The following is a 26,522-nucleotide window of genomic DNA, read 5'->3' as shown; positions in this document are numbered from 1 at the left end:
GCGGCCTTCCCCGGCTTCGCCGCCCGCGCACCTCGTCACGAAACGCTCAGTGCGCCGGCGTGACGCCGAGCCGCTCCGCGAGTTCGTCGGCGCTGACGCCGTACGTCTCCCGGATCCGCACGCCGTCGGGGCCGACGTCGAAGACGCCGTGGTCGGTGTAGACGCGGCTGACACAGCCGACCCCGGTGAGCGGATAGGTGCACCGCGGCACGAGCTTGGGCTCGCCGGAGCGGGTGAAGAGCGTCATCATCACGTAGACGTCCTTGGCGCCGATGGCGAGGTCCATGGCTCCGCCGACGGCGGGGATGTCGTCGGGCCTGCCGGTGTGCCAGTTGGCGAGGTCTCCGTCGAAGGCGACCTGGTACGCGCCGAGGACGCAGACGTCCAGGTGCCCGCCGCGCATCATGGCGAAGGAGTCGGCGTGATGGAAGTACGCCGCCCCCGGCAGTTCGGTCACGGGCACCTTGCCGGCGTTGGTCAGGTCGGGGTCGACCGCGTCGCCCTCGGCCTTGGGGCCCATGTTGAGCATGCCGTTCTCGGTGTGCAGCACCACCCCGGATCCGGCCGGCAGATGGTCGGCGATCTTGGTGGGCTGTCCGATGCCGAGGTTGACGAACGCACCGGCCGGGATGTCCCGGGCGATGGCGGCGGCCAGCTCGTCCATCGAGAGCCGGTGGCCGGCGCCGGCCCGATCGCTCGACGCGGTGGTCATCGTGCCCCCTGAACGGTGTAGCGACGGGCCGCCACCTGGACGACCCGGTCGACGTAGATGGAGGGCGTGACGACGGCCTCGGGGTCGAGCCTTCCGGATTCGACGACCTCGTCGACCTGGACGACGGTGGTCGTCGCGGCGGTGGCCATGACCGGTCCGAAGTTGCGGGCGGTCTTGCGGTAGACGAGGTTGCCCAGCGTGTCCGCGAGGTGTGCGCCGATCAGCGCGTAGTCGCCCTTGATGGGGTACTCCAGCAGGTACGTGCGCCCGTCGATCTCCCGCTCCTCCTTGCCCTCGGCCAGCGGAGTGCCGACCGCGGTCGGGCAGTAGAACGCGCCGATGCCCGCGCCCGCCGCGCGCATCCGCTCGGCGAGGTTGCCCTGCGGCACCACCTCCAGTTCGATCCTGCCCTCGCGGTAGAGCCCGTCGAACACCCAGGAGTCCGCCTGTCGGGGAAAGGAACACAGAACCTTGCGCACCCGGCCGGCGGCCAGCAGCGCGGCCAGTCCGACATCGCCGTTGCCGGCGTTGTTGGACACGATCGTGAGGTCCTTCGCACCCTGCCGGATGAGCGCGTCGATCAGGTCGAACGGCATCCCGGCCAGGCCGAAGCCACCGACCAGGACCGTGGACCCGTCCTCGATCCCGGCGACCGCGGCGTCGGTGCTGTCGACGATGTCGGCGCGGCTCACCGGGTCGCCCCCGTGTCGGCGCAGTTCTCGAGGACGACGGCCAGGCCCTGGCCCACCCCGATGCAGACCGCCGCGACGCCGTAGCGCTGCCGGGTCTCGCGCAGCACCTTGGCCAGGGTGGCGAGGACGCGGCCGCCCGAGGCGCCCAGCGGGTGCCCGATCGCGATGGCTCCGCCCTTCTGGTTGACGAGCGCCGGGTCGACCTTCCACGCGTCGAGGCAGGCGAGCGACTGCACCGCGAAAGCCTCGTTGAGCTCGACCGCGCCCACCTGGTCCCAGCCGATCCCGGCCCGGGCCAGCGCACGGTTCGCGGCTTCGACCGGGGCGTAGCCGAAGGCCTGCGGCTCCAGCGCGCTCGTGCCGCGGCCGGCGATGCGGGCGATCGGGTCCGCCCCGATGGCGGCCGCGGCCTTCTCGCTGCCCAGCAGAACGGCGCAGGCCCCGTCGTTGAGGGGGCTGGCGTTGCCCGCCGTGATGGTGCCGCCCTGTTCCGGTGTCCGGAAGACCGGTCGGAGCCCGGCCAGCACCTCCGGCGTGGATCCGGCCCTGATGCTCTCGTCGCGGGTCAGGCCGACTCCCTCGACCGGCGCCACCAGGTCGTCGTAGAAGCCCGACTCCCATGCCTGGTGGGCGAGTCGGTGGGAGCGTGCGGCGAACTCGTCCTGCCGTTCGCGGGAGATGCCGAAGCGCTCCCGGAGCTGCTCGTTGGCCTCGCCGAGGCTGATCGTCCACTCCTTGGGCATCCGCGGGTTGACGAGCCGCCAGCCGAGCGTCGTCGAGACCGCGGTGACGTCGCCGGCCGGGAAGGGCTTCGCCGACTTGGGCAGCACCCACGGCGCCCGGGTCATCGACTCGACGCCGCCGGTCAGCACCACCTCGGCGTCGCCGGTCTCGATCATCCGGCCGGCCGCCATCGCCGCGTCGAGGCTCGAGCCGCACAGCCGGTTGACCGTGGTGCCGGGCACGCTCACCGGAAGGCCGGCGAGCAGCGCCGCCATGCGGCCGACGTTGCGGTTCTCCTCGCCGGCTCCGTTCGCGTTGCCCCACACCACGTCGTCGATCGCGGCGGGGTCGAGGCCGGGCACCCGGGCGAGCGTCGAGGTGATCGCGGCGGCGGCGAGGTCGTCGGGCCGGACCCCGGCCAGCGCGCCGTTGAAGCGGCCGAACGGCGTCCGTGTCGCGGCGTACAGGAAAGCACTCATGGCAGCGACGCTAATCCCGGCCCGCGATATTCTGAAGTACGCATATCCGAGCCGATTGATACGGATGACCTATGGATCTGCGCCACCTGCGGTACTTCGTGGCCGTGGCCGAGGAGCGTCACTTCGGTCGCGCCGCCGAGCGGCTCCACATGGCCCAGCCGCCGCTGTCCACGCAGATCCGACAGCTCGAGACCGAACTCGGCGTCGAGCTGCTCCACCGCACGACCCGCCGCGTCGACCTCACCGAGGCCGGCCGGGCTTATCTCGGACGGGCGCGCGCGATCCTCGCCGGGGTCGACGAGGCCGCCCAGCACGCACGGCTCGTCGCCGCCGGCTCGGTGGGCCACCTCGCGATCGGCTGTGTGGGCTCGGCGACGTACAGTCTGCTGCCCGCCCTCTCCCGGCGGCTCACGGAGGAGCTCCCCGGCGTCGAATTCTCCTTCCGCGGCGAGATGCTCGCGCCCGACCAGGTCGAGGCGCTGCGCACCGGCGCGATCGACGTCGCGCTGCTGCGTCCCGTGGCGGCCGGCCGCTCCCTCACCGTGCACGCCCTGCGCCGGGACCGCCTCGTCGTCGCCGTGCCGGTCGACCACCCCCTCGCCCGCCGGAAGCGGCTGCGCGCGGCGGACCTGGCCGGCGCCGACCTGATCGTGCACTCCGCCGGCCGCCGGTCCGTGATGTACGACGTCGTCCTGGGCCTCCTGCGCGACGCCGGCGTCGAGCCGCGCATCCGCCACGAGGTCGGCGAGACCTCGACGCTGGTCACGCTGGTGGCCGGCGGTCTCGGCGTCGCGGTCGTGCCCGAGCCCGTGACCGCGTTGGCGCTCGACGGTGTCGTCTATCTGCCGCTGGCCGGACCGGACGCACGCGTGGAACTGGCGGTCGCCCACCGCGCGGACCGCTCCGAGCCGCATCTGGCGCGCACCGTGGGGATCATCCGGGCGATGTTCCGGTGACTCCGCCGGTCGGACCGGTCGTGACGTCTTGTTAGCGCACACATTCCGCGTGGGCCAGGACCGGTCGAACGCTCGATCCGGAGGCCTCGAGAGCGTGCGGATCGCCGGCTCCCCCAACGGACGGGGCCGGCCGGTGGAGCGCGCCGGTTCGGAATAACGGAAATCAAGGTCAAGGGATGGCATGGCCTTTGTTTCCATACTCTTGACTGTTCAGCAGTGTTGACCCGGTGTTCACGCCAGCGTAAAAAGGCGGAGTCACGGGACCGGTCGATCACCGCCAATCGTACGAGAACCGTCCAGGCACACCCTGGACCAGCTCCGACAACAGAGCCGCCGACGCACCGTTCACACCCCCGCCCCCCACGACCCGGATGAGTGATGACGTCCGGGCACCTCCTTTGTTAGCGCTCACAATTTTTCTGGTCGGCGGTCGAACATCCCCCTGCTGCCCGCGCCTTCGACAGCGGGCCAGAACGCAAGACGGAAGAGGTTCACAGTGATAGCCAGACACCTCAAGGGGCTCCGCCTGAGGGTCGTGGGCGCAGTCCTCGCCCTGCTCGCCGGCCTCCTGGCCGGGGTCATCAGCACCGCCGGCACGGCCGAGGCCGCCTCGTCCCTGCCGTGCGACATCTACGCCTCCGCGGGCACGCCCTGCGCCGCGGCCCACAGCACCACGCGGGCGCTCTACGCCGCCTACAACGGCCCTCTCTACCAGGTCAAGCGCGCCTCGGACTCCGCCACCGCCGACATCGGCGTCCTCAGCGCCGGCGGCTACGCCAACGCGGCGGCGCAGGACTCCTTCTGCTCGGGCACGACCTGCATCATCACCAAGATCTACGACCAGAGCACGCGCCACAACGACCTGACCGTCGAGGGGCCGGGCGGCAACGGCGGGCAGGACGTCGGCGCGATCGCCAGCGCGCTGCCGGTCACCGTCGGCGGTCACGCCGCCTACGGCGTCTTCGTGTCCGCCGGCGTCGGTTACCGCGACAACAGCACCACGGGCATCGCCACCGGAAGCTCACCCGAGGGCGCCTACATGGTGACCAGCGGCCACCACGTCAACAACCGCTGCTGCTTCGACTACGGCAATGCCGAGACGTCCGGCAACGACACCGGCAACGGCCACATGGACGCGATCAACTTCGGCACGGAGTGCTGGTTCTCCTGCTCCGGCGCCGGATCGGGACCCTGGGTCGAGGCCGACCTCGAGAACGGGCTGTTCTTCGGAGGCAACGGAGCCAACGCGGCGAACACCGGGATCTCCAGCGAATACGTCACGGCCATGGAGAAGAACAACGGCACGACGACCTACGCGATCAAGGGGGGCAACGCGCAGTCGGGCTCACTGACCACCTGGTACGACGGGGCGCTGCCCAACCTCGGCGGATACACCCCCATGCACCTGGAGGGCGCCATCGTCCTCGGCACCGGCGGTGACAACAGCAACGGGTCCGACGGCTCCTTCTACGAAGGCGTCATGACCTCCGGCTACCCGACCAACGCCGCCGACAACGCCGTCCAGGCCAACATCACCTCCGTCGGCTACAGCACCCCGGCCGTCACCTTCCCCGTCGCCGGCACCGCCTACCGGCTGACCAACCCCAACTCCGGCAAGGTCCTGGACGCGGTGAACTGCGGTACCGGCAACGGGACTTCGGTCGACCTGTGGTCCTCGCTCGGCAACGCCTGCCAGCAGTGGAAGTTCGCCGGCGCGGGCAACGGCCACTACACCATCACCAACGTCAACAGCGGCACCGTCCTGGACGACAAGAACTGCGCGCAGTCCAACGGCACGGCCGTCCAGCTGTGGGCCTCGCTCGGCAACCGCTGCCAGCAGTGGGACGTCACGAAGGCCGGCGCCCACTACACGATCTCCAACGTCAACACCGGCATGACACTGGACGTCGCGAACTGCGGAACGGCCAACGGCACCGCGGTGCGCCAGTGGCAGCAGCTCGACAACGTCTGTCAGCAGTGGGACATCGCCCCCTGACCGGATCACCGGGTCACCGACGGCCCGCCGGACTTCCCACCGGCGGGCCGTCGCGCTCCGATCACGCTCACGACATGCCCGCCCTGCACAAGAAGGGGATAATTCACCTGTACCGGGTGGGCGTCATCAGCGTCCCCGCTGACCGTGGAAAGGCGGATCGGACCATGTCGAAGAAACCACGCTCGTCCGAACCACCGCACGGCGAGGGCCCCAGCCGTCACACGGGCGGCGAGCACCACGGCTGGTCCCCCGACGTGGACGAGACGCGCCGGCAGGACAACCCGAGCGCCCACCGCTCGTTCCACCCGGGCGAGCACGCCGGCGAGCGCGGCCGCGGCCGGACGAAGTCCGCGCAGGAGACGAAGTCCGTGCCGGGTGACACGGCCGAGAGTCCCGGTGCGCGCGGCGAGGAGTACGGCGACGCCGAGGAGAAGGGCAGGCGCGACACCGGGCGCAGGGGCCGCTCCCAGCGTCCGAGCGGAACGAAGGACGCTTCCTCCAGGAGCGGTGTGGACCCGCAGGACCCGCCGTCCGGACCCCGGGCGGGCTGACCTTCCGATCGGGGGCCGGACGGGCGCTCTCCTCGGCGAGCGGCGCGCGCCCTGTCAGCAGATGCGCGGCAGCTGCTCCCCGATCGGCAGATCGACGACGCGCGTCCCCCCGAGGCCGGTCCGGGTCACGACCATGCCGGGATGCTCCGCGACGGCCTCACCGATGATCACGGAGTCGGCGCCCAGCGGATGCGCCCGCATCGCCTCGAGGACGGCGTCGGCGTGCTCGCGCGGCACGAAGGCCACGAGCTTGCCCTCGTTGGCGATGTAGAGGGGGTCCAGCCCGAGAACGGCGCAGGCGTTGGCCACGGCGGGCGGGACCGGGACGGCGCGTTCCCGGATGACCACCCCGGCGCCCGAGGCCCCCGCGATCTCGTTGAGCGCGGCCGCGAGGCCGCCCCGGGTGGGATCGCGCAGGACGTGCAGATCCGGGGTGACCGCCAGCATGGCGTCGACCAGGCCGCCGAGCGCCGCGCAGTCGCTCTCGATCTCCACGCCGAACTCCAGGCCCTCCCGCACGCTCATGATCGCCACTCCGTGGACGCCTACGGCGCCGCTGACGATCACGACATCGCCGGGGACGACCCGCTGCGGCCGCAGGTCGACGCCCGCGGGGACGAGACCGATGCCCGCCGTGTTGATGAAGATGCCGTCGCCGTGGCCGGCCTCCACCACCTTGGTGTCGCCGGTGGCCACCTGCACGCCGGCGGTGCGCGCGGCCGCGCCCAGCGCCTCGGACACCCGCGTGACCACGTCCAGCTCGACGCCCTCCTCCAGGATGAATCCGCAGGAGAGGTAGGCGGCCTGGGCGCCGCTCATGGCGAGGTCGTTGACGGTGCCGTTGACCGCCAGGTCGCCGATGCTGCCGCCGGGGAAGAACAGCGGCCGCACCACGTAGGAGTCGGTGGAGAACGCCAGCCGGGCGCCGCCCAGGGCGACGACGGCGGCGTCTCCCATCTGGGCGAGCACCTCGCCCCCGTAGGCGGGCGCGAAGATCTGCTGGACCAGTTCGGCCGACAGGGCTCCGCCGCCGCCGTGGCCCATCACGACGCGCGGCCGGTCGCGCAGGGGCGCCGGACACGTCCACGCCTCGAGGTCCAGGGCGGCGGTGGGGACAGCGGTGGTGTCAGACAACGGGGGTCGCCTCCCTGGCCTTGCCGGCGGGCATGTCGAGCCGTCGGTAGAGGTAGTACGCGGCGCACGCGCCCTCGCTGGAGACCATGGTGGCCCCCAGGGGCGTGCGCGGGGTGCACACGGTGCCGAAGGCCTCGCACTCGTGCGGTTTGAGCAGCCCCTGGAGGACCTCTCCGCTGCGGCACGCGGCGGGTTCCTCGGTCCGGATGCCGTCGACCGGGAAGCGGTGCTCGGCGTCGTGGTCGCGGTACTTCGGCGACAGCCGCCAGCCGCTGCCGGGGATCACCCCGATGCCGCGCCAGGCACGGTCGGTGACCTCGAAGACGTCCTCCAGCATGGCGCGGGCGGCCGGGTTGCCCTCCGGGCGCACGGCCCGCGCGTAGGCGTTGTCGACGGTGTGCTCACCGCGTTCCAGCTGGCGGACGGCCCGGCGCACGCCTTCGAGGATGTCCAGCGGCTCGAAGCCCGTCACGACGATCGGCACACGGAAGCGCTCCGCGAGTTCCGGGTACTCCTCCACGCCCATCACGCTGCAGACGTGTCCGGCCGCGAGGAAGCCCTGCACGCGGCAGCTCGGCGACGACATGATCGCCTCGATGGCCGGTGGCACGCGGACATGGGACACCAGCATGCTGAAGTTGGAGATGCCCAGCTTCCGGGCCTGATGGACCGTCATGGCGTTCGGGGGCGCCGTCGTCTCGAAGCCGATGCCGAAGAACACCACCTCGCGGTCGGGGTTCTGCCGGGCGATGCGCAGTGCGTCGAGCGGCGAGTAGACGACGCGTACGTCACCGCCCTCGCCCCGGACCTGGAACAGGTCCCGCCCCGTGCCCGGCACGCGCAGCATGTCGCCGAAGGAGCAGAAGATCACCTCGGGCCGGGAGGCGATCTCCAGCGCCTTGTCGATGACCTCCAGCGGGGTCACGCACACCGGGCACCCCGGCCCGTGGATCAACTCGAGCTTCTCCGGGAGAAGTTGGTCGATCCCGTGCCGGATGATGCTGTGCGTCTGCCCTCCGCACACCTCCATCAGGGCCCACGGCCTGGTCACCGTGGCGTGGATGTCGTCCAGGAGCCGACGCGCCAGCTCGGGGTCCTGGAACTCGTCGATGTACTTCACTTCCGCACCTCTTCCACGGCGCCCTCGGCCGCCTCCGTCGCCGCCGACTCCCAGGGATCTCCGAACTCCTCCTGCAACAGGCCCAGTTCGGCGAAGAGTTCGAGCGTCTGCCGCGCCGACTCCTCGTCCAGGCGTTGCAGGGCGAACCCGACGTGGACGATGGCGTACTCGCCGACCCGGAGGTCGGGCAGGTACTCCAGGCACACCTCCTTGACCACGCCGCCGAAGTCGACGGTGGCCATCCGGGTGCCGTCACGTTCCTCGATGTCCAGCACTTTGCCGGGTACCGCCAGGCACATGGGCCTCTCCTCGCTGTGGTCGGGCGTTGTTCAGTCGGTGGGACGGGGAGCGGTCCGGGCGGCCACCATCAGCTGGCCCAGCGCCAGGCCGCCGTCGCCCGGCGGCACCAGTCGGTGCCGCAGGACGGTGAAGCCGTCCTCGCGCAGGACGGCGGCGCAGGCCGAGGAGAGCAGCGTGTTGGCGAACACGCCGCCCGTCAGGGCCACCGTGTCCGCTCCCTGCCGCTCCCGCGCCCGCACGCAGACGCGGTGCACCAGGTCGGTGACGGCCCGGTGGAACCGCGCCGCGACGACGCCCGGCTCGACGCCCGCGCGCAGGTCGCCGACGATCGCCGCGAGCACGGGGGCGGGATCGGCTCGTCGGGCGCCGTCGCGGCCGTCCCGCGGGCCGTGCAGGGCGAAGGCGTAGGCGGCGGTGTCCTCGACGGGTGCACGCACCGCCGCCCCCTCCAGCTCGACGGCGGCCTGCGCCTCGTACCCGGCCCGTTGGCACACCCCGGCGAGCGAGGACACCGCGTCGAAGAGCCGGCCCATGCTGGACGTGGGGACGCAGTTCAGTCCACGCTCCAACTGCCTTTCCAGAAGCGGCAGTTCGTCGGGCGGGCAGGCCGTCGTGCAGGCGAGGTCCGCGGACCAGCCGATCCCGGCCGCCCGCAGATGAGCCAGCGCCATGCGGTACGGGCGGCGCACCGCGGCGTCGCCGCCGGGCAGCGGGACGTACGCGAGGTGCGCGAACCGGGTGAAGCCGTCGTAGTCGGCGAGCAGGAACTCCCCGCCCCACACGGCGCCGTCGTCGCCGTGGCCCGTGCCGTCGAAGGCGACGCCGATCACCGGGCGGGCGCCGTCGAGCCCGTGCTCGGCCATGGCGGCGGCGATGTGCGCGTGATGGTGCTGGACGCGTACGACCGGCCGACGATCCGCGTTCCGGTCGGCCCACCGTGCGGACCGGTAGCCCGGATGCCGGTCGGACGCCAGGGTCTCGGGCCGCACGCCCGTGATGCGCTGCAACTGCGCCACCGCGCGACCGAAGGCCTGTTGGGTGGCGAGGTCGTCCATGTCGCCGATGTGGGCCGACAGCCAGGCGCGACGGTCCGCTGCCAGGCAGAAGGTGTTCTTCAGGTCTCCGCCGACGGCGAGCGCCGGCCGCACGGGCAGCGGCAGCGAGAGCGGCAGCGGGGCGTAGCCACGCGAGCGGCGGATCACCAGCGGCTCCCCGTCGCAGACGCGGACCACGGAGTCGTCGCACGGGACGTGGATCGGCCGGTCGTGCGTGAGCCAGGCGTCGGCCAGGTGCGCGAGCCGCTCCAGCGCCTCGGCGTCGTCGGTGACGATCGGCTCACCGGAGACGTTGCCGCTGGTCATGACGAGCAGCCGGGGGCCGGCCGGGTCACCGGGCAGGCCGAGCAGCAGATGGTGCAGGGGTGTGTACGGCAGCATCACGCCCAGGTCCGGGCTGCGGGGCGCGACGGCCTCGGCGGGAGACGGGTCCCCGTCGGCGTCCGACGGCTGCGGAGGGAGCCGCCTCATCAGGACGACCGGCCTGGCCGGGCCCTCGAGAAGGCTCCGCTCCTCGGGTCCGAGCCGGACGAGGTGACGGACGTCGTCCGCGGACCGGGCCATGACGGCGAACGGCTTGTCGCCGCGCGCCTTTCGACGCCGCAGGCGTGCCACCGCGGTCCGGTTCGTGGCGTCGCAGGCCAGGTGATAGCCGCCCAGGCCCTTCACGGCGAGGATCGCGCCCCGCGTCAGCAGGGCGCGCGCCTCGGTGACCGGGTCCGCCCCCGCACCGCTCCCGGGCTCCGGATCCCGGCCGGGGACCAGCCGCAGCCGCGGCCCGCACGCCGGGCAGGCGACCGGCTGCGCGTGGAACCGGCGGTCGGCGGGGTCCGCGTACTCCCGGGCGCAGTCGGGGCACATCGCGAAGCCGGCCATGGTGGTGTGCGACCGGTCGTAGGGCACGCCGGTGACGATCGTGAAGCGCGGGCCGCAGTGGGTGCAGTTGACGAAGGGGTGGCGGTACCGCCGGTCGGCCGGATCGGCCAGCTCGGCGAGGCAGTCGGCGCAGGTGGCGGCGTCCGGGGAGACCAGGGTGCGGGCCGGCCCGTCGGTGCGGGAGGCGAGGATGGTGAAACCGGTGCCGCCCGCGGGAGGCATGTCCCGGTGCCGCACGGACTCGACGCGGGCCAGCGGGGGCGCCTGGGAGGCGATCCGGTCGCAGAACCGGGCCACGGCAGAGGCGGCGCCCTCGACCTCCACGACGACGCCCTCGGGCGTGTTGGTCACGTGTCCGGCCAGGGCGAGCTCGGTGGCGAGGCCGTACAGGTAGGGCCGGAAGCCCACGCCCTGCACCACTCCCCGGACGGTGATCCGGCGTCGTAGCGGAGCGTCCTCGACGAGGGCGGCCGGGGCCTGCTGACCGCTCACGGGTGGGTGTGGGCCATGGCGCCGTCGGCCTCCGGGGCCGCGTGGGAGTGCCCGGCGTGCGGGTGGGTGTGCCCGTCGTGCGGGTGGGAGTGACCGTGGTGCTGCGGCGGCCGGGCCATCACGGGCGTGTGGACCGGTTCCCCGTTCGCGGCCGCTGTCGCGCGGTCGAGCAGCGCGCCGATCCCCTGCCCCCGGCGTGCGGAGGTGAGGATCACCTCGACTCCCGGGTTGACCTGTTCGACGTTCGCGCGGAAGGCGCGCTCGTCGAACTCGACGGCCTGCGCGATGTCGGTCTTGGTGAGCACGACCAGGTGGGCCAGGCCGAAGGCGGTGGGGTACTTGAGCGGCTTGTCCTCGCCCTCCGTCACGGAGGCGAGCGTGACCCTCAACGTCTCCCCCAGGTCGTAGGAGGCCGGGCAGACCAGGTTGCCGACGTTCTCCACGAACAGCAGCCGGGTGTCGTCGGGCAGCCATCCGTCGAGGTGCCCTGCGAGCATCCCCGCCTCCAGGTGGCACAGTCCGTCGGTGAGCACCTGCTTCACGGGCACGCCCGAACGCGCCAGGCGGACCGCGTCGTTCTCGGTGGCGAGATCGGCGCTCAGCGCCGCGACGGGAACGGACCGCTCCCGTGCCCGCAGCAGTTCCTGCTCCAGCAGCGCGGTCTTGCCGCTGCCAGGACTGGACATCAGGTTGACGACGGCCGTGCCGCGGGCGGCGAGGCGGGCGCGCAGTGCGTCGGCGCTCGCGTCGTTCTTCGCGAGTACGGCCTGCCGCAGGTCGACGACACGGCACATGGTTCAGCGCTCCTCGGAGATCGGTTCGCGGGTGGACGCGTGCGGGGGGCCGTCCTCCCAGTGCACGTCGACGATCTGCAGCTCCCGGCCGGCGAGCAGCTCGGTGTGCGTCGCGCCGCACGCGGGGCAGATCAGCCGGGGCGGCATGCCGACGGCCCATTCGTGCGCACAGGGCGTGCAGCGGGCCCGCCCCGGCACCGCCTCGGTGATCAGTTCGGCGCCTTCCAGCACGGTGCCGGCGCAGGCCAGCTCGAAGGAGAAGGCGAGAGCGTCCGGTACGACGCCGGCCAGTTCGCCCACCTGGAGCCGTACGGACCGCACCGCCGTGACGCACCGGGACCGGGCGGCCGCCTCGGCCACCTGGTCGACGACGGCCAGCGCGACGGACATCTCGTGCATGGGGCTCCGTCCTTTCGCAGGCTGCCTCCGCCGGGCTTCATTAGAGGCGCGCCCGCCCGGGTCGCACGGCCCGGCACGCCGTCACCGGCTTCGCGGGTACGCCGTTCGACGCAACCGCACGGCGCACCGGGGGGGGCGCCGGCGGTCACATCCGTCGGATCCTCAGGTAGCGCCTGATGTCGGGAAACACCTCGGCGAAGACGGCGACCACGGCGGCCAGGGCCGCTCCGCCGATGACGATCTTCTTCATCCCGTCTCTCCTCATGTCGATGCCTGCGCGGTCGGGGTCTGTGCCGCGGACGTCTCGGCGTCCCGCAGCAGTTCTTCGATCAGCCGGACGGCCCGCGGTACGGCGCCGGACACCGGTGCGCTCAGACCGATGCCCTCGTCCACCGAGGCCGGCTCGCAGCCGACCACCAGCACGCGGCGCGGCGGCTCCGTGCCGGTGCCGGCGCAGAGGGTGGCCAGCAGCGCCAGGACGGCGTCGGGGGTCATCCGGTGGCCGTCCATCGCGGCGGCGGGCGGCGAAGGGGTCCCGCCGACGTCGTGTTCGATGACGTACAGGGTGCCCGGGGCCTCGCCGCGTGCCGTGGCGTCGACGAGGACGAGGGTGTCGTAGCCGTCCAGCAGCCGGTAGGCGAGGTCCATCCCCCGTACGCCGGTGTCCACGACCTCGGTGCGGGCGGGCAGGTCGCGTTCGGCGAGCCGGCGGGCGGTCTCCACGCCGAAGCCGTCGTCGCCGAGGAAGATGTTGCCGATGCCGGCGACGAGGGTCCGAGGGCCCGGCGGTGCGGAGGGCTTCATCCGTCCTCCTCCAGCGGTGCGACCTCGTCGGGCTGGAAGTACAGGAACCGTCCCTGCTCGCGGCGGATGTCGGCGCCCGGGTCGCCGTCGACCGTGACCGCGAGGTGCACCCCGCCGTCCACGTCGTGCAGGACCGCCTCGACCGTCGCCGTGCGGCCCCGCAGGAAGATGTCCTGCGCGTCGGTGCGCCGCAGGCCCGGTCGCAGCGCGACGCGGCTGCCCTTGCCCACCGGCCGTCCGTCGACGAGCACACGGTCCTGCGCGGGGTCGAAGCCGGCCTCGCTCGCGGGGTCCCACCAAGGGGTGTCCGGCCGCGGCACCCCGTGCTCGTCGGGGAAGCCCGGCTGCGGGACGGCGGGGCCGGCGTCCGGCGGCTCCGGGGCGGCGGGGCCCGCGCTCGCCGGCTCCGGGACGGTGGGGCCCGGGCCGGTGACCTCGCGCAGACTGCGCACCGCGCCGTGCAGCCGCTCCAGGACCTCGGCCGGCATCGAGTCCGCCAGCTCGATCACGGCGGCCGCCCGTTCGTCGGTGCCCCGGGCCTCCCGTTTCTCCTCGTCGGTGAGGGCCGCGGTGCGCAGCGCGAGGATCTCGTCGATCTCGGTGGCGTCGTAGAGCGCGCCGGGGCTCTCCGGTGCGATGGCCGGATGGTCCTCCAGGATGATCGGCGAGGACAGCACGAGGTCGGCGCGGCCGGGTTCGCCGGCCAGCACGGGCCAGGTGTGCAGATTGCGGCAGGCGGCGACCGCGCCCTTGGCCCACTCGGGGGGATCGGTCATCGACAGGAACGATCCGGCGCTCAGCGCCATGAGGAGGTGGGTGGCCACGAGGGAACGCGGCAGCGCCGCGTCCCGGCCGGCGCCGCGGCTGTCGCAGGGCGTCCAGTCGCCGGTGTTCTCGACGACGGCCGTCAGACGCATGGCCCGGTAGGGACCGTCGAGTTCGCGGGCGGACAGCCGGATCGTCCCGCTGATCTCCTCGCACCGCCGGACCAGCCGGCCCACGGTGGCGCCGGCCGCGTCCAGGACCGGTTCGACGTCCTCGCGAGCGGGGCGGCCGAAGGGATGCGTGACGCCGTCACCGAGGAGTTCGTCCACCGACGCGACGACCTCGACCCGCTCCTCGCTCCCCTCGTCCCAGGGCATCAGCACCCGGTCGTCGAGGCGCAGTTCGGGCACCGTGTCGTAGCCGCCGTCCGGGCGGGCGCGCTGCACCGTGCGCCGTCGGGCGTGCAGGAAGCGCACCTCGACCGAGAGGGTCGCGCCCGCCTTCGGTTCCATCAGGCATTCGGTGTGCTGGAAGTCGTGCTCCTCGCACTCCGCGCCCCAGCCGGGTGGCACCAGCACCCCGAACTGCCAGCGCAGCCGGTTCTTGGCGGCGGAGGCGCGGTACGGGTAGAGCACATAGCCCTCGAAGAGGACGGCGTTGGCCACCTGCCGGGCGAGGGCGAACCGTTCCTCCGTCTCGGGCGCGAAGGTGGTCACGGTCACGGGTCCGTCCTTCCGGTGCTGCCGGTGAGCGCGCGGAACGGGTCGCTCGCGGGCGGGGCCGGGGCGCCGCCGTCGTGGTCGAGCAGGGCCTCGAGGGTCGCCTCCCAGGAGGTCAGGGCGTGCCGGGAGCGGTAGGCGAGCAGGGCGTCCATGGTGTCGCGCGGCAGCCGGATCCAGCCGCAGCCGGGGAAGTGCTGCTCGACCATGTCCCGCCAGGCGGCCACCGGCATCCGGAACGCCGCCTCCCGGTCCCAGGGGACCGGCTCGACCCGGAAGCCCCCGTCCCCGGTGAAGGCCGTGCCGGAGAACAGCATCAGCAGCGGGACCTCGCCGTCGGCGAGGGCGGTGAGGTAGCGGGTCGCGGCGACGTCCATGTCGTAGGTGCAGGGCACCACGAGGTCGGTCTCGATCTCTCCGGTGAAACTCGGGACCATGAGCGCGACCTGGGCGAACTGCACCGGCTGGAGCGTGCTGCCCCAGCGGGAGCGCTCGCCGAAGAGGTCCGACAGGCCGTCGGCCTCGGCCGCCCCGTAGGACCGGCGGGCGGGTTCGATGCGGATCTGGCAGCGCAGCGCGAGGGCGTGCACGCGTGCGCCGGCCGCTGCGGTGACCCGCAGCCGGAAGACCAGGGTCGGCCCGGCGGCGTACCGGTCGGCGCGCACGCCGGTGCAGGCGAAGGAGAACTCCGTCACGGCCGCACCGCCTTCTCCGGCGGGCGCTCCGCCTCGTCCACGGGCCGGGCGCGGCGCGCGACGTCCGCGAAGAACGCCTCCAGAGCGGCGCGGGCCTCGGCCCCGCCGTCGAAGCCCTGCCACAACAGGCGCATGCGGCCCACGAGTTCGTAGCAGACGTCGATGGGGACGAGGTGGCACGCGCAGCCGCCGTCGGTGCGGCGCAGCAGCAGCGCCTCCACATCGGGTTCGAGCAGTGCGGCGAGGCGGCTGCGGCCGAGGACGTCCGCCCAGGTGGCGGGGTCGAGTTCGCTCTCGGTGGCCCCGGCCGGGCTCGGGTAGAGGGCGACCAGGCGGTCGAGTGCCGCGTTGCGGAAGAGGAAGGCGACGCCGACCGGGATCTGCAGCGCGTCCCACGCACTGTCGTCGAGGCGATGTGCGGGGTCGGCGAGATAGCGGTCCGGGACCGTGCGGAAGCGGCCCGCGGCGGCCCCCGGCTGCTCCATCAGCAGCCCGCAGGGGGCGCAGGCGCAGACGAGGGCGCGTTTCTCGGTGTCGACCAGATGGCGGTGGTCCGCCGGGACCGTCACGGCGCACAGCTCGCACCGTTCGGGCTGCGGAGCTCGTTCGGTGACGAACCTCCGCAGCCCGGACGGGCGTGTCGCCGGGGACGCCGTCATCGGGCTCCCGTCGGGGCGGTGCCGATCTGCAGGAGCGTCGGCCCCGCGGGCGCGGTCTGCACGTCGACGGCCCTGACCTCCGGTGCGAAGCAGGCGAGGGCGGCCTCCGCGGCCTGCCGGGCGTCCCCGCCGGAGCCGCATCCGCAGCCGCCGGCCTCCTGGGCCCGCAGCGACAGGGTGCCGTTGCGCTCGTCGAAGTCCACGACCTCCAGGGCGTGTTCGCGGACGCTGTCCAGGGCCCGGGCGATGCGTGCGTCGCGGTCCTCGGGGTGCAGGTCGTGCAGGACGAGCAGGCTCGCGACCAGCTCGTCGCCGAGCAGCCGCGCCGCCGGGCCGTCCGGGGCGGAGGTCAGCAGGTGGAGGATGCGGGCCAGTCCGGCGCCGTAGAAGTCCATGAGGGACCGCACCAGTTCCTCCGCGGCCGCGGCGGCGGCCGGGTCGCCGCTCGCGGTCAGCCGCTCCAGCACCTCCTCGACACGGCGTCCGGTCTGCTCCGCGTTCACCGGCGTCGCCGCCGTCGCGGCGCTCATCCGCCCAGTCCGCTCAGGCCGGTGGGCACGTGCATCGACTTCACCGTCTTGCCGCCGCCGACGTACATGTGGACGCCGCAGGGCAGACAGGGGTCGAAGCTGCGGACGGCCCGCATGATGTCGATGCCCTTGAAGTTCTCCGGGGTGTTCTCCTCGAAGATGGGCGTGTTCTGCACGGCGTCCTCGTACGGGCCCGGGGTGCCGAAGGTGTCCCTGGTGCTGGCGTTCCACGGGGTGGGCGGGTACGGGTGGTAGTTGGCGATCTTGCCGTCGCGGATCACCATGTGGTGGGACAGGACGCCCCGGACGGCCTCGGTGAAGCCGACGCCGATGCCCTCGTCCGGCACCTCGAACTTCTCCCAGGTCTGGGTGCGTCCGGCGCGGACCTCCGCGAGGCCCTTCTCCGCGCAGTGCAGGGCGACGGCGGCGGCGTAGGCCTGGAAGTAGGTGCGGGCGCGGTTGCGCTCCAGGGCGTTGGACCACTTCGGGATCTTCCACTCGAAGGTGGTCTCCGGCTTGGTCATGGTGCGGGGCAGGTTGATGACCACGCTGTGGCCGGTGGCCTTGACGTACCCGATGTCGACGAGCCCGGACAGGGCCGTCGACCACAGGCGGGCGATGGGGCCGCCGCCGGTGTCCAGGGCGAGGTGGTCCTTGCCGTCGAACCAGCGCGGCGACATGACCCAGCTGTACTTGTCGTCGAAGTCGCGCTTCTGCGGGGCGGGGATGGTGTGCTGGTTCCACGGGTGGCGCGGGTCCACCGGGTTGCCGAGCGGGTCGTGGGTGACGAACTGCTCCTGGCCCTGCCAGTCCTCGTAGTAGGAGCTGCCCAGCAGGATGCGGATGCCGAGGTTGATGTCGGTGAGGTCGTTGGTGACGAGCTTGCCGTCGACGATGACGCCGGGCGTGACGAACATCCGCCGGCCCCAGTCCGACATGTTGGCGTAGGTGAAGTCGCAGTACTCGGGGTCGTTGAGCGCGCCCCAGCAGCCGAGCAGGACCCGGCGGCGGCCCACTTCCTCGTAGCCGGGCAGCGCCTCGTAGAAGAAGTCGAACAGGTCGTCGTGCAGGGGCACGACCCGCTTCATGAACTCCACGTAGCGCATCAGCCGGCTGAGGTAGTCGGTGAAGAGCTGCACGGAGGCGATGGTGCCGACGCCGCCCGGGTAGAGCGTGGAGGGGTGCACATGGCGGCCCTCCATCAGGCAGAACATCTCGCGCGTGTAGCGGCTGACCTGGAGGGCCTCGCGGTAGAACTCGCCTTCCAGCGGGTTGAGGGAGCGCATGATGTCGGCGATCGTGCGGTAGCCGTGCTCGGCCGCGTGCGGGGCCTCGGTGCGCTCGGCGAGTTCGAGGACGCCGGGGTTGGTCTCCTTGACCATCTTCTCGCAGTAGTCGACCCCGACCAGGTTCTCCTGGAAGATGTTGTGGTCGAACATGTACTCCGCGGACTCGCCGAGGTTGATGATCCACTCGGCGAGGTGCGGGGGCTTGACGCCGTACGCCATGTTCTGCGCGTACACCGAGCAGGTGGCGTGGTTGTCCCCGCAGATCCCGCAGATGCGGCTGGTGATGAAGTGGGCGTCGCGTGGGTCCTTGCCGCGCATGAAGACGCTGTAGCCACGGAAGACCGACGAGGTGCTGTAGCACTCCGCGACCCGCTTCTGCTTGAAGTCGATCTTCGTGTGGATTCCCAGGCTGCCCACGATCCGGGTGATCGGATCCCAGGCCATCTCCACCAGGCCGGTGCCGTCGCCGGCCGCCTTCGTCTTCGGTGCCATCTGTGCCGTGCCCTTCGTTGCGCGGGAGGTACGGGGGGGGGTGGGGGGTGCACGAAGCGGGGAGCGGACTACGTGCGGCGACCGCTCACCACGGGGGTCGGTATCCGGTGGTGATCCGGTCTCCGGTGCGGCGCCACTTGGGCTCCTTGTCCACGGTCCTGGCGGTGATCGACCGCAGCGTGCGGACGACGGCGCCGTACGCGCCGCTGGCGCCGCTGGACACCTTGGCGCCGGGCGGCTCGTCCATGAACGGCATGAACTTGTCGGGGAATCCGGGCATCGTGCAGGCGATGCAGATGCCGCCCACGTTGGGGCAGCCGCCGATCCCGTTCATCCAGCCGCGCTTGGGCACGTTGCACTTGACGACCGGGCCCCAGCAGCCGAGCTTGACCAGGCAGGTCGGGGAGTCGTACGACAGCGCGAACTGGCCCTGCTCGTAGTAGCCGGCGCGGTCGCAGCCCTCGTGCACGGTGGCCCCGAACAGCCAGGTGGGGCGCAGCTTGTCGTCCAGCGGGATCATCGGGGCGGAGCCGGCCGCCTGGTAGAGCAGGTAGGTGAGCGTCTCGGAGAAGTTGTCGGGCTGGATCGGACAGCCCGGGACGCACACGATGGGGATGCCGGCGTGGGACTTCCAGTCCCAGCCGAGGTAGTCCGGCACGCCCATGGCGCCGGTCGGGTTGCCCGCCATGGCGTGGATGCCGCCGTAGGTGGCGCAGGTGCCGATGGCGACGACCGCCAGGGCCTTCGGGGCGAGCCGGTCGATCCACTCGCTGGTGGTGATCGGCTGGCCGGTCTCCGGGTTGTCGCCGAAGCCGCACCAGTAGCCCTCGGGCTTGATCGCCTCGTTGGGGATGGAGCCTTCGACGACCAGGACGAACGGGTCGATCTCGCCCCGCTCGCCCTTGAAGAACCACTCGATGAACGTGTCCGAGCCGCCGATCGGACCGCACTCGAAGTCGATGAGCGGCCAGTGGACGGCGATCTTCGGGAGACCCGGCAGTACGCCGAGCACGATCTCCTCGATGCTGGGCTGCATGGCGGCCGTCAGCGCGACAGAGTCGCCGTCGCAGCTCAGCCCCGCGTTGATCCAGAGGATGTGGATCGTGGGTGTCTCGTCGGCGGGCGCGCCGTCCGCGTCCGCAGCGCCGACCGTGCCCGGCGTCGCCTCGGTCATGGGATCGCCTCCTGGGGAGGTAAGGGATGAAGGCCGGTATTTCGGCCGTCGTCTTTCTTCGTATCAGCCGTTCGGCCGCGACGGGACGCCAACGTGGGCCGTTCCGGTGACAGCGGTGGGAGTGGGGACGGGAGCGTCCTGCGCAACCGGGGCGGACGCCAGGTGCGGCGGGGTGCCGGCGGGCCGCTCCTTGTGGACGAACGAGCGGCGCAGGGCGTGGTAGGCGGCGTCCGGGTCGTCGAAGGTGCGGCGCATCCGGGCCAGCTCCCGCTCACGGAACCCGGCCAGCGGGGTGGCTGCCTCGAGCCGGTCCAGATCCGTCTTCTTCGCGGTGATCCGTGCCGCCGTCGCCGGAAGCGACGCCAGACGGGCCGCCAGGCTGCCGACCTCCTCCGCGAACGCCTGCGGACCGCAGTCGACCACGCGGTCGACCAGTCCGAGGCGCAGTGCGCCCGCCGAGCTCACCGGCAGGGCCTCGCGCAGGAGCCGGTCGGCCGTCGCCGGCCCCACCCTGCGCGGGAGGGTGTACGTCCAGTACTCCGAGCCGTACAGGCCCATCAGGCGGTAATGGGGGTTCAGCACGGCGCCCGAGCGGCACCACAGCTCGTCGGCGGCCAGGGCCAGCATCACCCCGCCCGCGGCGGCGTTGCCCGCGACCGCGGCGACCACCAGCCGGTCCGTCGTCGTCAGGACCGCCTCGACCAGGTCGTCGATGGCGTTGATGTTCGCCCAGGACTCGGCCGCGGGATCGTCCGCGGCCTCGATGACGTTGAGGTGGATCCCGTTGGAGAAGAAGTCCCGTTCGCCGCCCAGGACCAGCACGGACGTGGGCCGCGTGCACGCCTCCCGGTAGGCGTCCAGCAGGCGCCGGCACTGCTCGGTGCTCATGGCGCCGCCGGGGAAGGAGAACGACAGGAAGCCGACGTTACCGTCCTCCCGGTAGCGGATGTCGGTCCAGGCGCCGGGCGCCGCCTCGGGCAACGGGGGCAGGCGGTGCTCGGGCAGCGGCGGCAGCCGGTCGCCCAGGGCCCGGACGGCCGGCAGCCGGAACGTGGGGGGCTGCCCGGGCCCGCGCCGGGGCCGCAGCTCGGGAATCCACACGGCGCCGTCCCGGGTGGCCCGGCAGACCGCTCCGGCCCGGGTGGCCAGCAGCTCGCCCGGACGGCCGCGCAGCACGCTCTCCGGGTGGCCGCCGTGCAGGTACCACTCGCCGCCGAGCAGCGTGTCCAGCACTCCGGGCTGGGAGTCCGCCGCTCTGAGCCTGCGCAGGACGTCCTCGGTGGAGTCCGCGGCCCAGTCGATCCGCCGGACGCTCTGGTCGAGGTACGGACGCGTGCCCGGGCCGGAGTCCGTCGCGCCGGACGCGGGTTGCCGGAGGGGTACGTACGTACCGCCGGCGAAGCGCTCCACCGCGATCATGAGGGCCTGCAGCGCGGCGTCGGCGATCTCGCCCCGGTACAGCTCGCTCTTGGACACCGGCGGGACCCGGCACGGCACGGAGGCCCACACGTCGCCGGCGTCCATCTCCCGGTCGGCCTGGAGGACGGTGACGCCCCACCGGTCGACGCCCTCGTGGATCGCCCAGTCCAGGGAGGACGGTCCGCGGTCGCCCACGGGGCCCGGATGGACGACGAGGCAGGTGTGCGCCGTCCACACCTCCTGCGGAATCGCCGTCCTCAGCATCGGCGCGACGACGAGCTCGGGTGCGTGCCGCCGCACGGCCTCCGGCAACGGGCTTCCCGGCAGCGCCAGTTCCACCGCCACGGTGTGGCCGCGGTCGCGCAGTTCGGCGTGGACGCGCTGGGTGAGGCTGTTGAACGCGCTGGCAAGGAGCAGGATGTGCACAGCTGCCTCCGGGCGGGAGAACGGCAGGCAGGGATGTCCGCCGACCGCGATCCTCGGCCAGGGCGGGTCCGCAGCCCCCGGCGACAGACGGTGAGGTCACCCGAAAGTCGGCACCGATCCGCCGTCCGGCCTCGCCCTCCGGGGCCCACGGGCGCACCGCCGGTCAGGCCGGCCCTCGTGCGCGGTCACCGTCGTCGCAGACCGCTGGTGACGTGCGCGGTCACCGTCGTCGCAGGCCGCTGGTGATGCGCTCCCACGGGGAGCGGGTGGCGCCGAAGTGGGTTTCGTGCGTCCAGATGTGGGTGCAGGACCGGCACTGCAGGTGGAGCAGACTGCCGGCGTGGGAGAGCAGATAGCGCCAGTGCTCGGAGCAGGTGCGCCCCTGCTCGCAGGTGGCGCAGCCACGGCGGTCGTCGCAGTTGGGGCAGGCCACCCAGGCGCGGCGCCCGATGTCGGCCTGCGGGTCAAGCGGCAGCATGGCCGCCCCCTCTGTGCGGGAGGACACCGGCCGCGACGAGCTCGTCGTACACCCGCTGCTGGTCCGCGCTGAGGCCCGAGTAGAGCAGCTCGTACGCCGCTTCCTCGCCGCGCAGTGCGGCGATGGGGTCCCAGGCGGGGCCGAGTGCGTCGAGCACATGAGCGCGGCGGAGCATTTCGTGGGAGCTCAGGTCGATGTCCAGGCCGAAGAGGGCGGACGCGCCGGGCCGGTCCGCGGCAGGCCCGCGCGCCTCGGCGGGTTCGTCGGGTTCGGCGGGGAGGGCGTCGCCATGGGAGGACATGCGACCGAACGTAAGGAGGCGTTGCGCGCCCCGGCAAGAGCAGGTGGGAGAAGTCACAGCGGACCGGCCCGGCCGCATGCGCGGTCGCCGTCGGGGCCGGGAGGTGTGCCGGCGAGGGGCGTCGGCGTCCGGTCACCCGTGCCCGGCGGGGATGCGTACGGTGAAGGCGGTCGAACCGGGGGCGCTCTCGAGGTCGACGCCGCCTCCGTGGGCGTCGGCCACCGCCGCGACGATCGACAGGCCGAGGCCGGCGCCCGTGCCGCTGCCCACGCCCCCGGAGCGGCGGCGGTCCCCGTGGGTGAAACGCTCGAAAACCCCGGGCCGGACGTCCTCGGGCACGCCGGGGCCGTCGTCGTGCACCGTGAGCACCGCCGTGCCGGCCTCGGTCTCCAGCGACACGGTGACCGTGCTGCCGCCGGGGGTGTGCAGGCGGGCGTTGGCCAGCAGGTTGCCCAGCATCTGATGGAGCCGGTGGGCGTCGCCCGGCACCGTCACCGGCTCCTCGGGCAGCTCCAGCGTCCAGCGATGCCCGGGGCCCGCGGCCTGCGCGTCCGTCACCGCGTCGAGGACCAGGCGGGTCAGGTCCACGGGAAGCCGTTCCAGCGGCCGGCCCGCGTCCAGGCGGGCCAGGAGCAGCAGGTCGTCGACCATCTCACCCATGCGGGCCGACTCCGCCTCGATGCGTTCCAGGGCCCGCACCACCTTGTGCGGCACCGGCCCGGGATGCAGCAGTGCCAGCTCGGCATGCCCGCGGATCGACGCCACGGGCGTGCGCAGCTCATGGCTGGCGTCGGCGGCGAAACTGCGCAGCCGCTCCTCGCTCGCGTGCCGCTTGGTCAGCGCGTCCTCGACGTGGCCGAGCATCGTGTTGAAGGCGTCGGCGACCCGTCCCACCTCACCGCGCGGGTCGGCCTCGGGGGCGCGCGGCCAGAGTTCCACCTCACCGCTGGACAGCGGCAGCCTGCTGACCTTCGTGGCGGTCGCGGCCACTCTGCTGAGCGGCCGTAGCGACCAGCGCACCCACAGCGCTCCGGTGAAGCCCGCCGCGGCGAGCGCGGCGCCGAAGACGACCGCGGCGACGAGTTCCAGCCGGTGGACGGCGGCCTCGACGGGCTCCGTGGGCAGCCCGGTGACCAGGACGTCGCCGTCCCTGCCCCGGACGGCCATCACGCGGTAGTCGTCCAGGGCGGAAAGGCCGACGGTGCGGCCGCGGCCGTCGGCCGGGACCGCGGCGAGCGTGCGCCGGTCCGCGGCCGAGAGCGGGACGTTCTGCGCGCCCGCGCCGGTGGCGCCCACCACCGCTGCGTCGGTGACCGTGTCGCCGACCAGCCGGGCTCCGAAGGTCCCGACGGGCTGCCGGCGGGTGTCGCCGTCGCCTTCCTCGTCGCCGTCGTGATCGGAAGGCCGGGTCCCGCCGTGCTCCAGGCTCGCCGGGAACCGTGCGCCCGCCTCGCGCAGCTGCTGGTCGAGGCGGCCGGTGAGGAAGCCGTTCAGCTCCACCACCGCCGCCACCCCGACCGCCGCGCAGCTGACCGCGAGCAGCACGACGAGGCCGACGGTGAGCCGTGCCCGCAGCGTGTGCGGCCGGGGCAGACGGGACGGCGACCGCCTCGCCGCGCTCCGGAGGGGACGCCCTGTGAGCCGTCCTGCGAGCCCCGGGCCGGGCGTCGTCACCGCACGACCGGCTTGAGCACGTATCCGGCGCCGCGCACCGTGTGGATCATGGGCGGACGGCCGGCGTCCACCTTCTTGCGCAGGTAGGAGATGTAGAGCTCGACGACGTGGGCCTGCCCGCCGAAGTCGTAGGACCACACCCGGTCGAGGATCTGTGTCTTGCTCAGGACCCGTCGCGGGTTGCGCATGAGGAAGCGCAGCAGTTCGAACTCCGTCGGGGACAGTTCGACGCGCTCGCCGCCGCGGGTGACCTCCCTGGCCTCCTCGTCCATCTCCAGGTCGCCGACGGTCAGCCGCGGCCCCTCGGCCGCCTGCCGGGCCATGCCGGCCCGGCGCAGCAGTCCGCGCAGGCGGGCGACGACCTCCTCCAGGCTGAACGGTTTCGTCACGTAGTCGTCTCCGCCCGCCGTGATGCCCGCGATGCGGTCCTCCACCGCGTCCCGCGCGGTCAGGAACAGCACGCACACGTCGGGGCGTACGGCACGCAGCGAGCGCAGCACCGCGAAGCCGTCGGTGTCCGGGAGCATGACGTCGAGGACGATGGCGTCGGGCAGCAGCTCGCGGGCCCGGGCGACGGCCGAGGCGCCGTCGCCTGCCGTGCGCACCTCCCAGCCGTCGTAGCGCAGGGCGCCGCAGAGCACCTCGGCGAGGTCGGGGTCGTCGTCGACGACGAGGACCCTGAGCGGCGCGCCGTCGGCCCGGGTCAGCGCGGGGCGGCCGGAGCCACGGGGGCGGGAAGTGTTCATCTCGGGTACCAGGATGCGGCCTCGCGGTGTCGTGGGCCGCTCTCCCGACCTCTGAGTTTCCTCTGAGTCCGCTCTGGTTCTGCCCTGAGTCCACCGCGCCGCCGCTCGGCGCCGATCGTCCGAGCGGCCCCTCCCACCTGCGGTGGAGTCGGTGGAGCCGTCTCCGTGGCGTCCGCGCTGAGAGCGGGCTCAGAGGTTGGGTCGGCACAGTGTCGTACCGGACGGCCGAGGAGACGGGTCGTAGGGCCGGGGAAGGGACATGCGGATGACGACGGCGTACGCGCGACGAAGGGTGGCCCTCGCGCCGCCCGCTCCCCGGCGTTCCGCCGCCGGCCCGGTGCTCGCCGTCCTGTGGGGCGGGGCCGCCGCCGTGGTCGCCCTGTGGTGGCACGACACGGGGTCGGTCGTGGGCGCAGCGGGATGGCTGACGGGCGCCGGGCGGATCGCGGGCCTGCTCTGCGGGTACGCCTGTGCCGTGCTGGTGGGGATGACGGCCCGCGTGCCGCTCCTCGAGCGTCGGATCGGGACGGACCGGGTGACCCGCTGGCACGCGATGGCGGGCCGCTACACGATCTGTCTGCTGCCCGCGCACGTCGTGCTCATCCTGCTCGGGTACGCCGCCCAGGACGGCTCCTCACTCGTGCACGAGACGGTCACGGTGGTCCTGGACTACCCGGAGATGCTCAAGGCCACCGCCGGGACGGTCGTCCTCCTCACGGTGGGGATCGTCTCGGCACGCGCGGTGCGCCACCGGGTCGGTCACGAGTTCTGGTACTACGTGCACCTGCTGACGTACGCGGCGGTCTTCCTCGCCTTCGGCCACCAGCTCGCCCTGGGGTCCGACCTCGTCGGCAGCCGTCCCGCACAGATCGCCTGGTACGCGCTGTACCTGGGGGCCGCCGCCCTGGTGGTGTGGTTCCGGATCCTCGTCCCGGTGCGGCTGAACCTGCGGCACCGGCTGCGGGTCGACTCGGTGCACCACGAGGCGCCGGGCGTCTGCTCCGTCGTCGTACGCGGCCGTCGGCTGGACGAGATGGGCGCACGGCCGGGGCAGTTCCTGCGCTGGCGGTTCCTCACCGACGGCATGCGCTGGACCTCCACGCCGTACTCCCTGTCGGCGCCGCCGCGCCCGGACCTGCTGCGCATCACCGTCAAGGCGCTCGGCGACCACAGCGCCGCCGTGCCGCTGCTGCGGCCGGGCACCCGGGTGTGGGCGGAGGGGCCGTACGGGGCGCTGACCGCGGACCGCCAGGGCGCACACAGGTCCCTGCTGATCGCGGGCGGCGTCGGCGTCACCCCGCTGCGGGCCCTGTTCGAGACGCTGCCCGGAGAGGTCACCCTCCTCTACCGCGCGCGCTCGGCCGAGGACCTCGCCCTGGGCGGCGAGCTGGAGACGGTCGCCCGGTGGCGCGGGGCGAAAGTGCTCTACGCGCTCAACGGCCCGGACGGCCGGCGCCCCGACCTCGGCGCCCGGTCGCTGTGCGCGGCCGTGCCCGACCTGGCCGCCCACGACGTGTACCTGTGCGGCCCGCACGGCTTCGCGCAGGACCTGTACGGGGCCCTGCGCGAAGCCGGGGTCCCGGACAGCCGCATCCACCACGAGTCCTTCGAGCTGTGAGGCCGTCTTGCACACGTTGAGGAAGAACCGTCCGCTGCGCCGCATCGTGCTGGCGGGCGCCGCGACCGTCTCCGGGATGGTGCTGCTGCTGTCGCTCAAGCCGCACACGGCGCCGGGCGTCGCCGTAGCGGCGTCCCCGGCGCCGGCCGGGTCGGGCGCGTCCGCAGCCGCAGGGACCCGGACCCTCACGGGTGACTCCGTCCAGACCCGCTGGGGGCCCGTCCAGGTCCGCATCACGCTGAAGGACGGAAAGCTCACCGACGTCACGGCGGTCAGCTATCCCCAGGAGAACCCCCGGGACCGGCAGATCAACAGCTATGCCGTCCCACAGCTGACCAGGGAGGCGCTCACCGCCCAGAGCGCCGACATCGACACGGTCTCCGGCGCCACCTACACCAGTGACGGCTACCGTCAGTCCCTCCAGTCGGCCCTGGACTCCGCGAACGGGTCCTGA

General features: G+C 72.9%; 27 protein-coding genes. 5 read left to right on the top strand and 22 right to left on the bottom strand.

Annotated features, from left to right (window positions below):
• Nucleotides 1–46: 46 nt before the first annotated feature.
• Genes ACN6LD_RS17270 through ACN6LD_RS17260 form a run of 3 tightly spaced genes read right to left on the bottom strand, consistent with a single transcriptional unit; the run spans nt 47 to nt 2,606 of the window.
• Complete coding sequence (locus tag ACN6LD_RS17270) at nt 47–712, bottom strand: 3-oxoacid CoA-transferase subunit B (RefSeq protein WP_445043622.1); 666 nt, start codon at nt 710–712, stop codon at nt 47–49.
• On the bottom strand, nt 709–1,404 hold the full coding sequence (locus ACN6LD_RS17265; protein WP_319190433.1) for a 3-oxoacid CoA-transferase subunit A: 696 nt from the start codon (nt 1,402–1,404) through the stop codon (nt 709–711). Before ACN6LD_RS17265 ends, ACN6LD_RS17270 begins: the two co-directional genes overlap by 4 nt.
• A complete protein-coding gene (locus ACN6LD_RS17260) occupies nt 1,401–2,606 on the bottom strand; it encodes a thiolase family protein (RefSeq protein ID WP_319190431.1) in 1,206 nt (401 codons plus the stop codon). Before ACN6LD_RS17260 ends, ACN6LD_RS17265 begins: the two co-directional genes overlap by 4 nt.
• Nucleotides 2,607–2,677: 71 nt before the next feature.
• Between ACN6LD_RS17260 and ACN6LD_RS17255 the strand changes: the two genes are divergently transcribed.
• The 3 genes from ACN6LD_RS17255 to ACN6LD_RS17245 all read left to right on the top strand — a co-directional run bounded on the left by ACN6LD_RS17255 (nt 2,678) and on the right by ACN6LD_RS17245 (nt 6,109).
• Nucleotides 2,678–3,562, top strand: a complete 885-nt coding sequence (locus ACN6LD_RS17255) for a LysR substrate-binding domain-containing protein (protein WP_319190429.1) — start codon at nt 2,678–2,680, stop codon at nt 3,560–3,562.
• Between the two features lie 496 nt (nt 3,563–4,058).
• The gene (locus tag ACN6LD_RS17250) at nt 4,059–5,558 is read left to right on the top strand and encodes an arabinofuranosidase catalytic domain-containing protein (protein WP_445043621.1); all 1,500 of its coding nucleotides are present in this window, start codon (nt 4,059–4,061) and stop codon (nt 5,556–5,558) included.
• Between the two features lie 164 nt (nt 5,559–5,722).
• Nucleotides 5,723–6,109: a hypothetical protein gene (locus ACN6LD_RS17245; protein ID WP_445043620.1), complete on the top strand. Its 387-nt coding sequence runs from the start codon at nt 5,723–5,725 to the stop codon at nt 6,107–6,109.
• Nucleotides 6,110–6,163: 54 nt separating this feature from the next.
• Here ACN6LD_RS17245 and hypE read toward each other — a convergent pair whose 3' ends face one another.
• From hypE to ACN6LD_RS17150, 19 genes are all read right to left on the bottom strand, one after another.
• Nucleotides 6,164–7,243: a hydrogenase expression/formation protein HypE gene (hypE, locus tag ACN6LD_RS17240; protein ID WP_445043619.1), complete on the bottom strand. Its 1,080-nt coding sequence runs from the start codon at nt 7,241–7,243 to the stop codon at nt 6,164–6,166.
• Nucleotides 7,236–8,363, bottom strand: coding sequence for a hydrogenase formation protein HypD (gene hypD, locus ACN6LD_RS17235; RefSeq protein WP_319190424.1), 1,128 nt, complete (start codon nt 8,361–8,363; stop codon nt 7,236–7,238). Before hypD ends, hypE begins: the two co-directional genes overlap by 8 nt.
• Nucleotides 8,360–8,662 (bottom strand): HypC/HybG/HupF family hydrogenase formation chaperone, encoded by a 303-nt coding sequence (locus tag ACN6LD_RS17230; RefSeq protein WP_319190423.1) that lies wholly within the window; start codon nt 8,660–8,662, stop codon nt 8,360–8,362. The genes hypD and ACN6LD_RS17230 overlap by 4 nt, the downstream gene beginning before the upstream one ends.
• A 30-nt stretch (nt 8,663–8,692) precedes the next feature.
• Nucleotides 8,693–11,086, bottom strand: a complete 2,394-nt coding sequence (gene hypF, locus ACN6LD_RS17225; RefSeq protein ID WP_445043618.1) for a carbamoyltransferase HypF — start codon at nt 11,084–11,086, stop codon at nt 8,693–8,695.
• Nucleotides 11,083–11,880 carry a hydrogenase nickel incorporation protein HypB gene (hypB, locus tag ACN6LD_RS17220; protein ID WP_445043617.1) on the bottom strand — a complete coding sequence of 266 codons (798 nt, stop codon included), beginning with the start codon at nt 11,878–11,880 and terminating at the stop codon, nt 11,083–11,085. Before hypB ends, hypF begins: the two co-directional genes overlap by 4 nt.
• A 3-nt stretch (nt 11,881–11,883) precedes the next feature.
• Complete coding sequence (locus tag ACN6LD_RS17215; protein WP_319190418.1) at nt 11,884–12,279, bottom strand: hydrogenase maturation nickel metallochaperone HypA/HybF; 396 nt, start codon at nt 12,277–12,279, stop codon at nt 11,884–11,886.
• A gap of 145 nt (nt 12,280–12,424) precedes the next feature.
• Nucleotides 12,425–12,529: a DUF6893 family small protein gene (locus ACN6LD_RS17210; protein ID WP_373430421.1), complete on the bottom strand. Its 105-nt coding sequence runs from the start codon at nt 12,527–12,529 to the stop codon at nt 12,425–12,427.
• 11 nt (nt 12,530–12,540) lie between these two features.
• The gene (locus ACN6LD_RS17205; protein WP_445043616.1) at nt 12,541–13,083 is read right to left on the bottom strand and encodes a hydrogenase maturation protease; all 543 of its coding nucleotides are present in this window, start codon (nt 13,081–13,083) and stop codon (nt 12,541–12,543) included.
• A complete protein-coding gene (locus tag ACN6LD_RS17200) occupies nt 13,080–14,570 on the bottom strand; it encodes a hypothetical protein (RefSeq protein ID WP_445043615.1) in 1,491 nt (496 codons plus the stop codon). The genes ACN6LD_RS17205 and ACN6LD_RS17200 overlap by 4 nt, the downstream gene beginning before the upstream one ends.
• A complete protein-coding gene (locus ACN6LD_RS17195) occupies nt 14,567–15,262 on the bottom strand; it encodes a DUF6084 family protein (RefSeq protein ID WP_319190413.1) in 696 nt (231 codons plus the stop codon). The genes ACN6LD_RS17200 and ACN6LD_RS17195 overlap by 4 nt, the downstream gene beginning before the upstream one ends.
• Nucleotides 15,259–15,921, bottom strand: coding sequence for a DUF5947 family protein (locus ACN6LD_RS17190; RefSeq protein WP_319190411.1), 663 nt, complete (start codon nt 15,919–15,921; stop codon nt 15,259–15,261). The genes ACN6LD_RS17195 and ACN6LD_RS17190 overlap by 4 nt, the downstream gene beginning before the upstream one ends.
• Complete coding sequence (locus tag ACN6LD_RS17185) at nt 15,918–16,451, bottom strand: hypothetical protein (RefSeq protein ID WP_445043614.1); 534 nt, start codon at nt 16,449–16,451, stop codon at nt 15,918–15,920. Before ACN6LD_RS17185 ends, ACN6LD_RS17190 begins: the two co-directional genes overlap by 4 nt.
• On the bottom strand, nt 16,448–18,232 hold the full coding sequence (locus tag ACN6LD_RS17180; RefSeq protein WP_445043613.1) for a nickel-dependent hydrogenase large subunit: 1,785 nt from the start codon (nt 18,230–18,232) through the stop codon (nt 16,448–16,450). The genes ACN6LD_RS17185 and ACN6LD_RS17180 overlap by 4 nt, the downstream gene beginning before the upstream one ends.
• Nucleotides 18,233–18,317: 85 nt before the next feature.
• Nucleotides 18,318–19,406: an NADH-quinone oxidoreductase subunit B family protein gene (locus ACN6LD_RS17175; protein ID WP_307048279.1), complete on the bottom strand. Its 1,089-nt coding sequence runs from the start codon at nt 19,404–19,406 to the stop codon at nt 18,318–18,320.
• Between the two features lie 63 nt (nt 19,407–19,469).
• Nucleotides 19,470–21,251, bottom strand: coding sequence for an enoyl-CoA hydratase-related protein (locus ACN6LD_RS17170; RefSeq protein ID WP_319195231.1), 1,782 nt, complete (start codon nt 21,249–21,251; stop codon nt 19,470–19,472).
• A 220-nt stretch (nt 21,252–21,471) separates the two neighbouring features.
• The gene (locus tag ACN6LD_RS17165) at nt 21,472–21,729 is read right to left on the bottom strand and encodes a hypothetical protein (protein ID WP_319195229.1); all 258 of its coding nucleotides are present in this window, start codon (nt 21,727–21,729) and stop codon (nt 21,472–21,474) included.
• Nucleotides 21,716–22,030: a DUF6400 family protein gene (locus ACN6LD_RS17160; RefSeq protein ID WP_445043612.1), complete on the bottom strand. Its 315-nt coding sequence runs from the start codon at nt 22,028–22,030 to the stop codon at nt 21,716–21,718. Before ACN6LD_RS17160 ends, ACN6LD_RS17165 begins: the two co-directional genes overlap by 14 nt.
• 132 nt (nt 22,031–22,162) lie before the next feature.
• The gene (locus tag ACN6LD_RS17155; RefSeq protein ID WP_415924967.1) at nt 22,163–23,575 is read right to left on the bottom strand and encodes a sensor histidine kinase; all 1,413 of its coding nucleotides are present in this window, start codon (nt 23,573–23,575) and stop codon (nt 22,163–22,165) included.
• 125 nt (nt 23,576–23,700) lie between these two features.
• Complete coding sequence (locus ACN6LD_RS17150) at nt 23,701–24,450, bottom strand: response regulator transcription factor (protein ID WP_319195226.1); 750 nt, start codon at nt 24,448–24,450, stop codon at nt 23,701–23,703.
• A gap of 265 nt (nt 24,451–24,715) precedes the next feature.
• Between ACN6LD_RS17150 and ACN6LD_RS17145 the strand changes: the two genes are divergently transcribed.
• Both ACN6LD_RS17145 and ACN6LD_RS17140 read left to right on the top strand, forming a co-directional pair.
• Nucleotides 24,716–26,068, top strand: a complete 1,353-nt coding sequence (locus ACN6LD_RS17145) for a ferredoxin reductase family protein (RefSeq protein WP_445043611.1) — start codon at nt 24,716–24,718, stop codon at nt 26,066–26,068.
• 7 nt (nt 26,069–26,075) lie between these two features.
• Nucleotides 26,076–26,522 (top strand): FMN-binding protein, encoded by a 447-nt coding sequence (locus ACN6LD_RS17140; protein ID WP_445043610.1) that lies wholly within the window; start codon nt 26,076–26,078, stop codon nt 26,520–26,522.

The sequence above is a fragment of the Streptomyces sp. SAS_272 genome (assembly GCF_052543235.1).
Note: the sequence above shows the minus strand (reverse complement) of the source record. Positions and strands in the feature narration are given on the sequence as shown.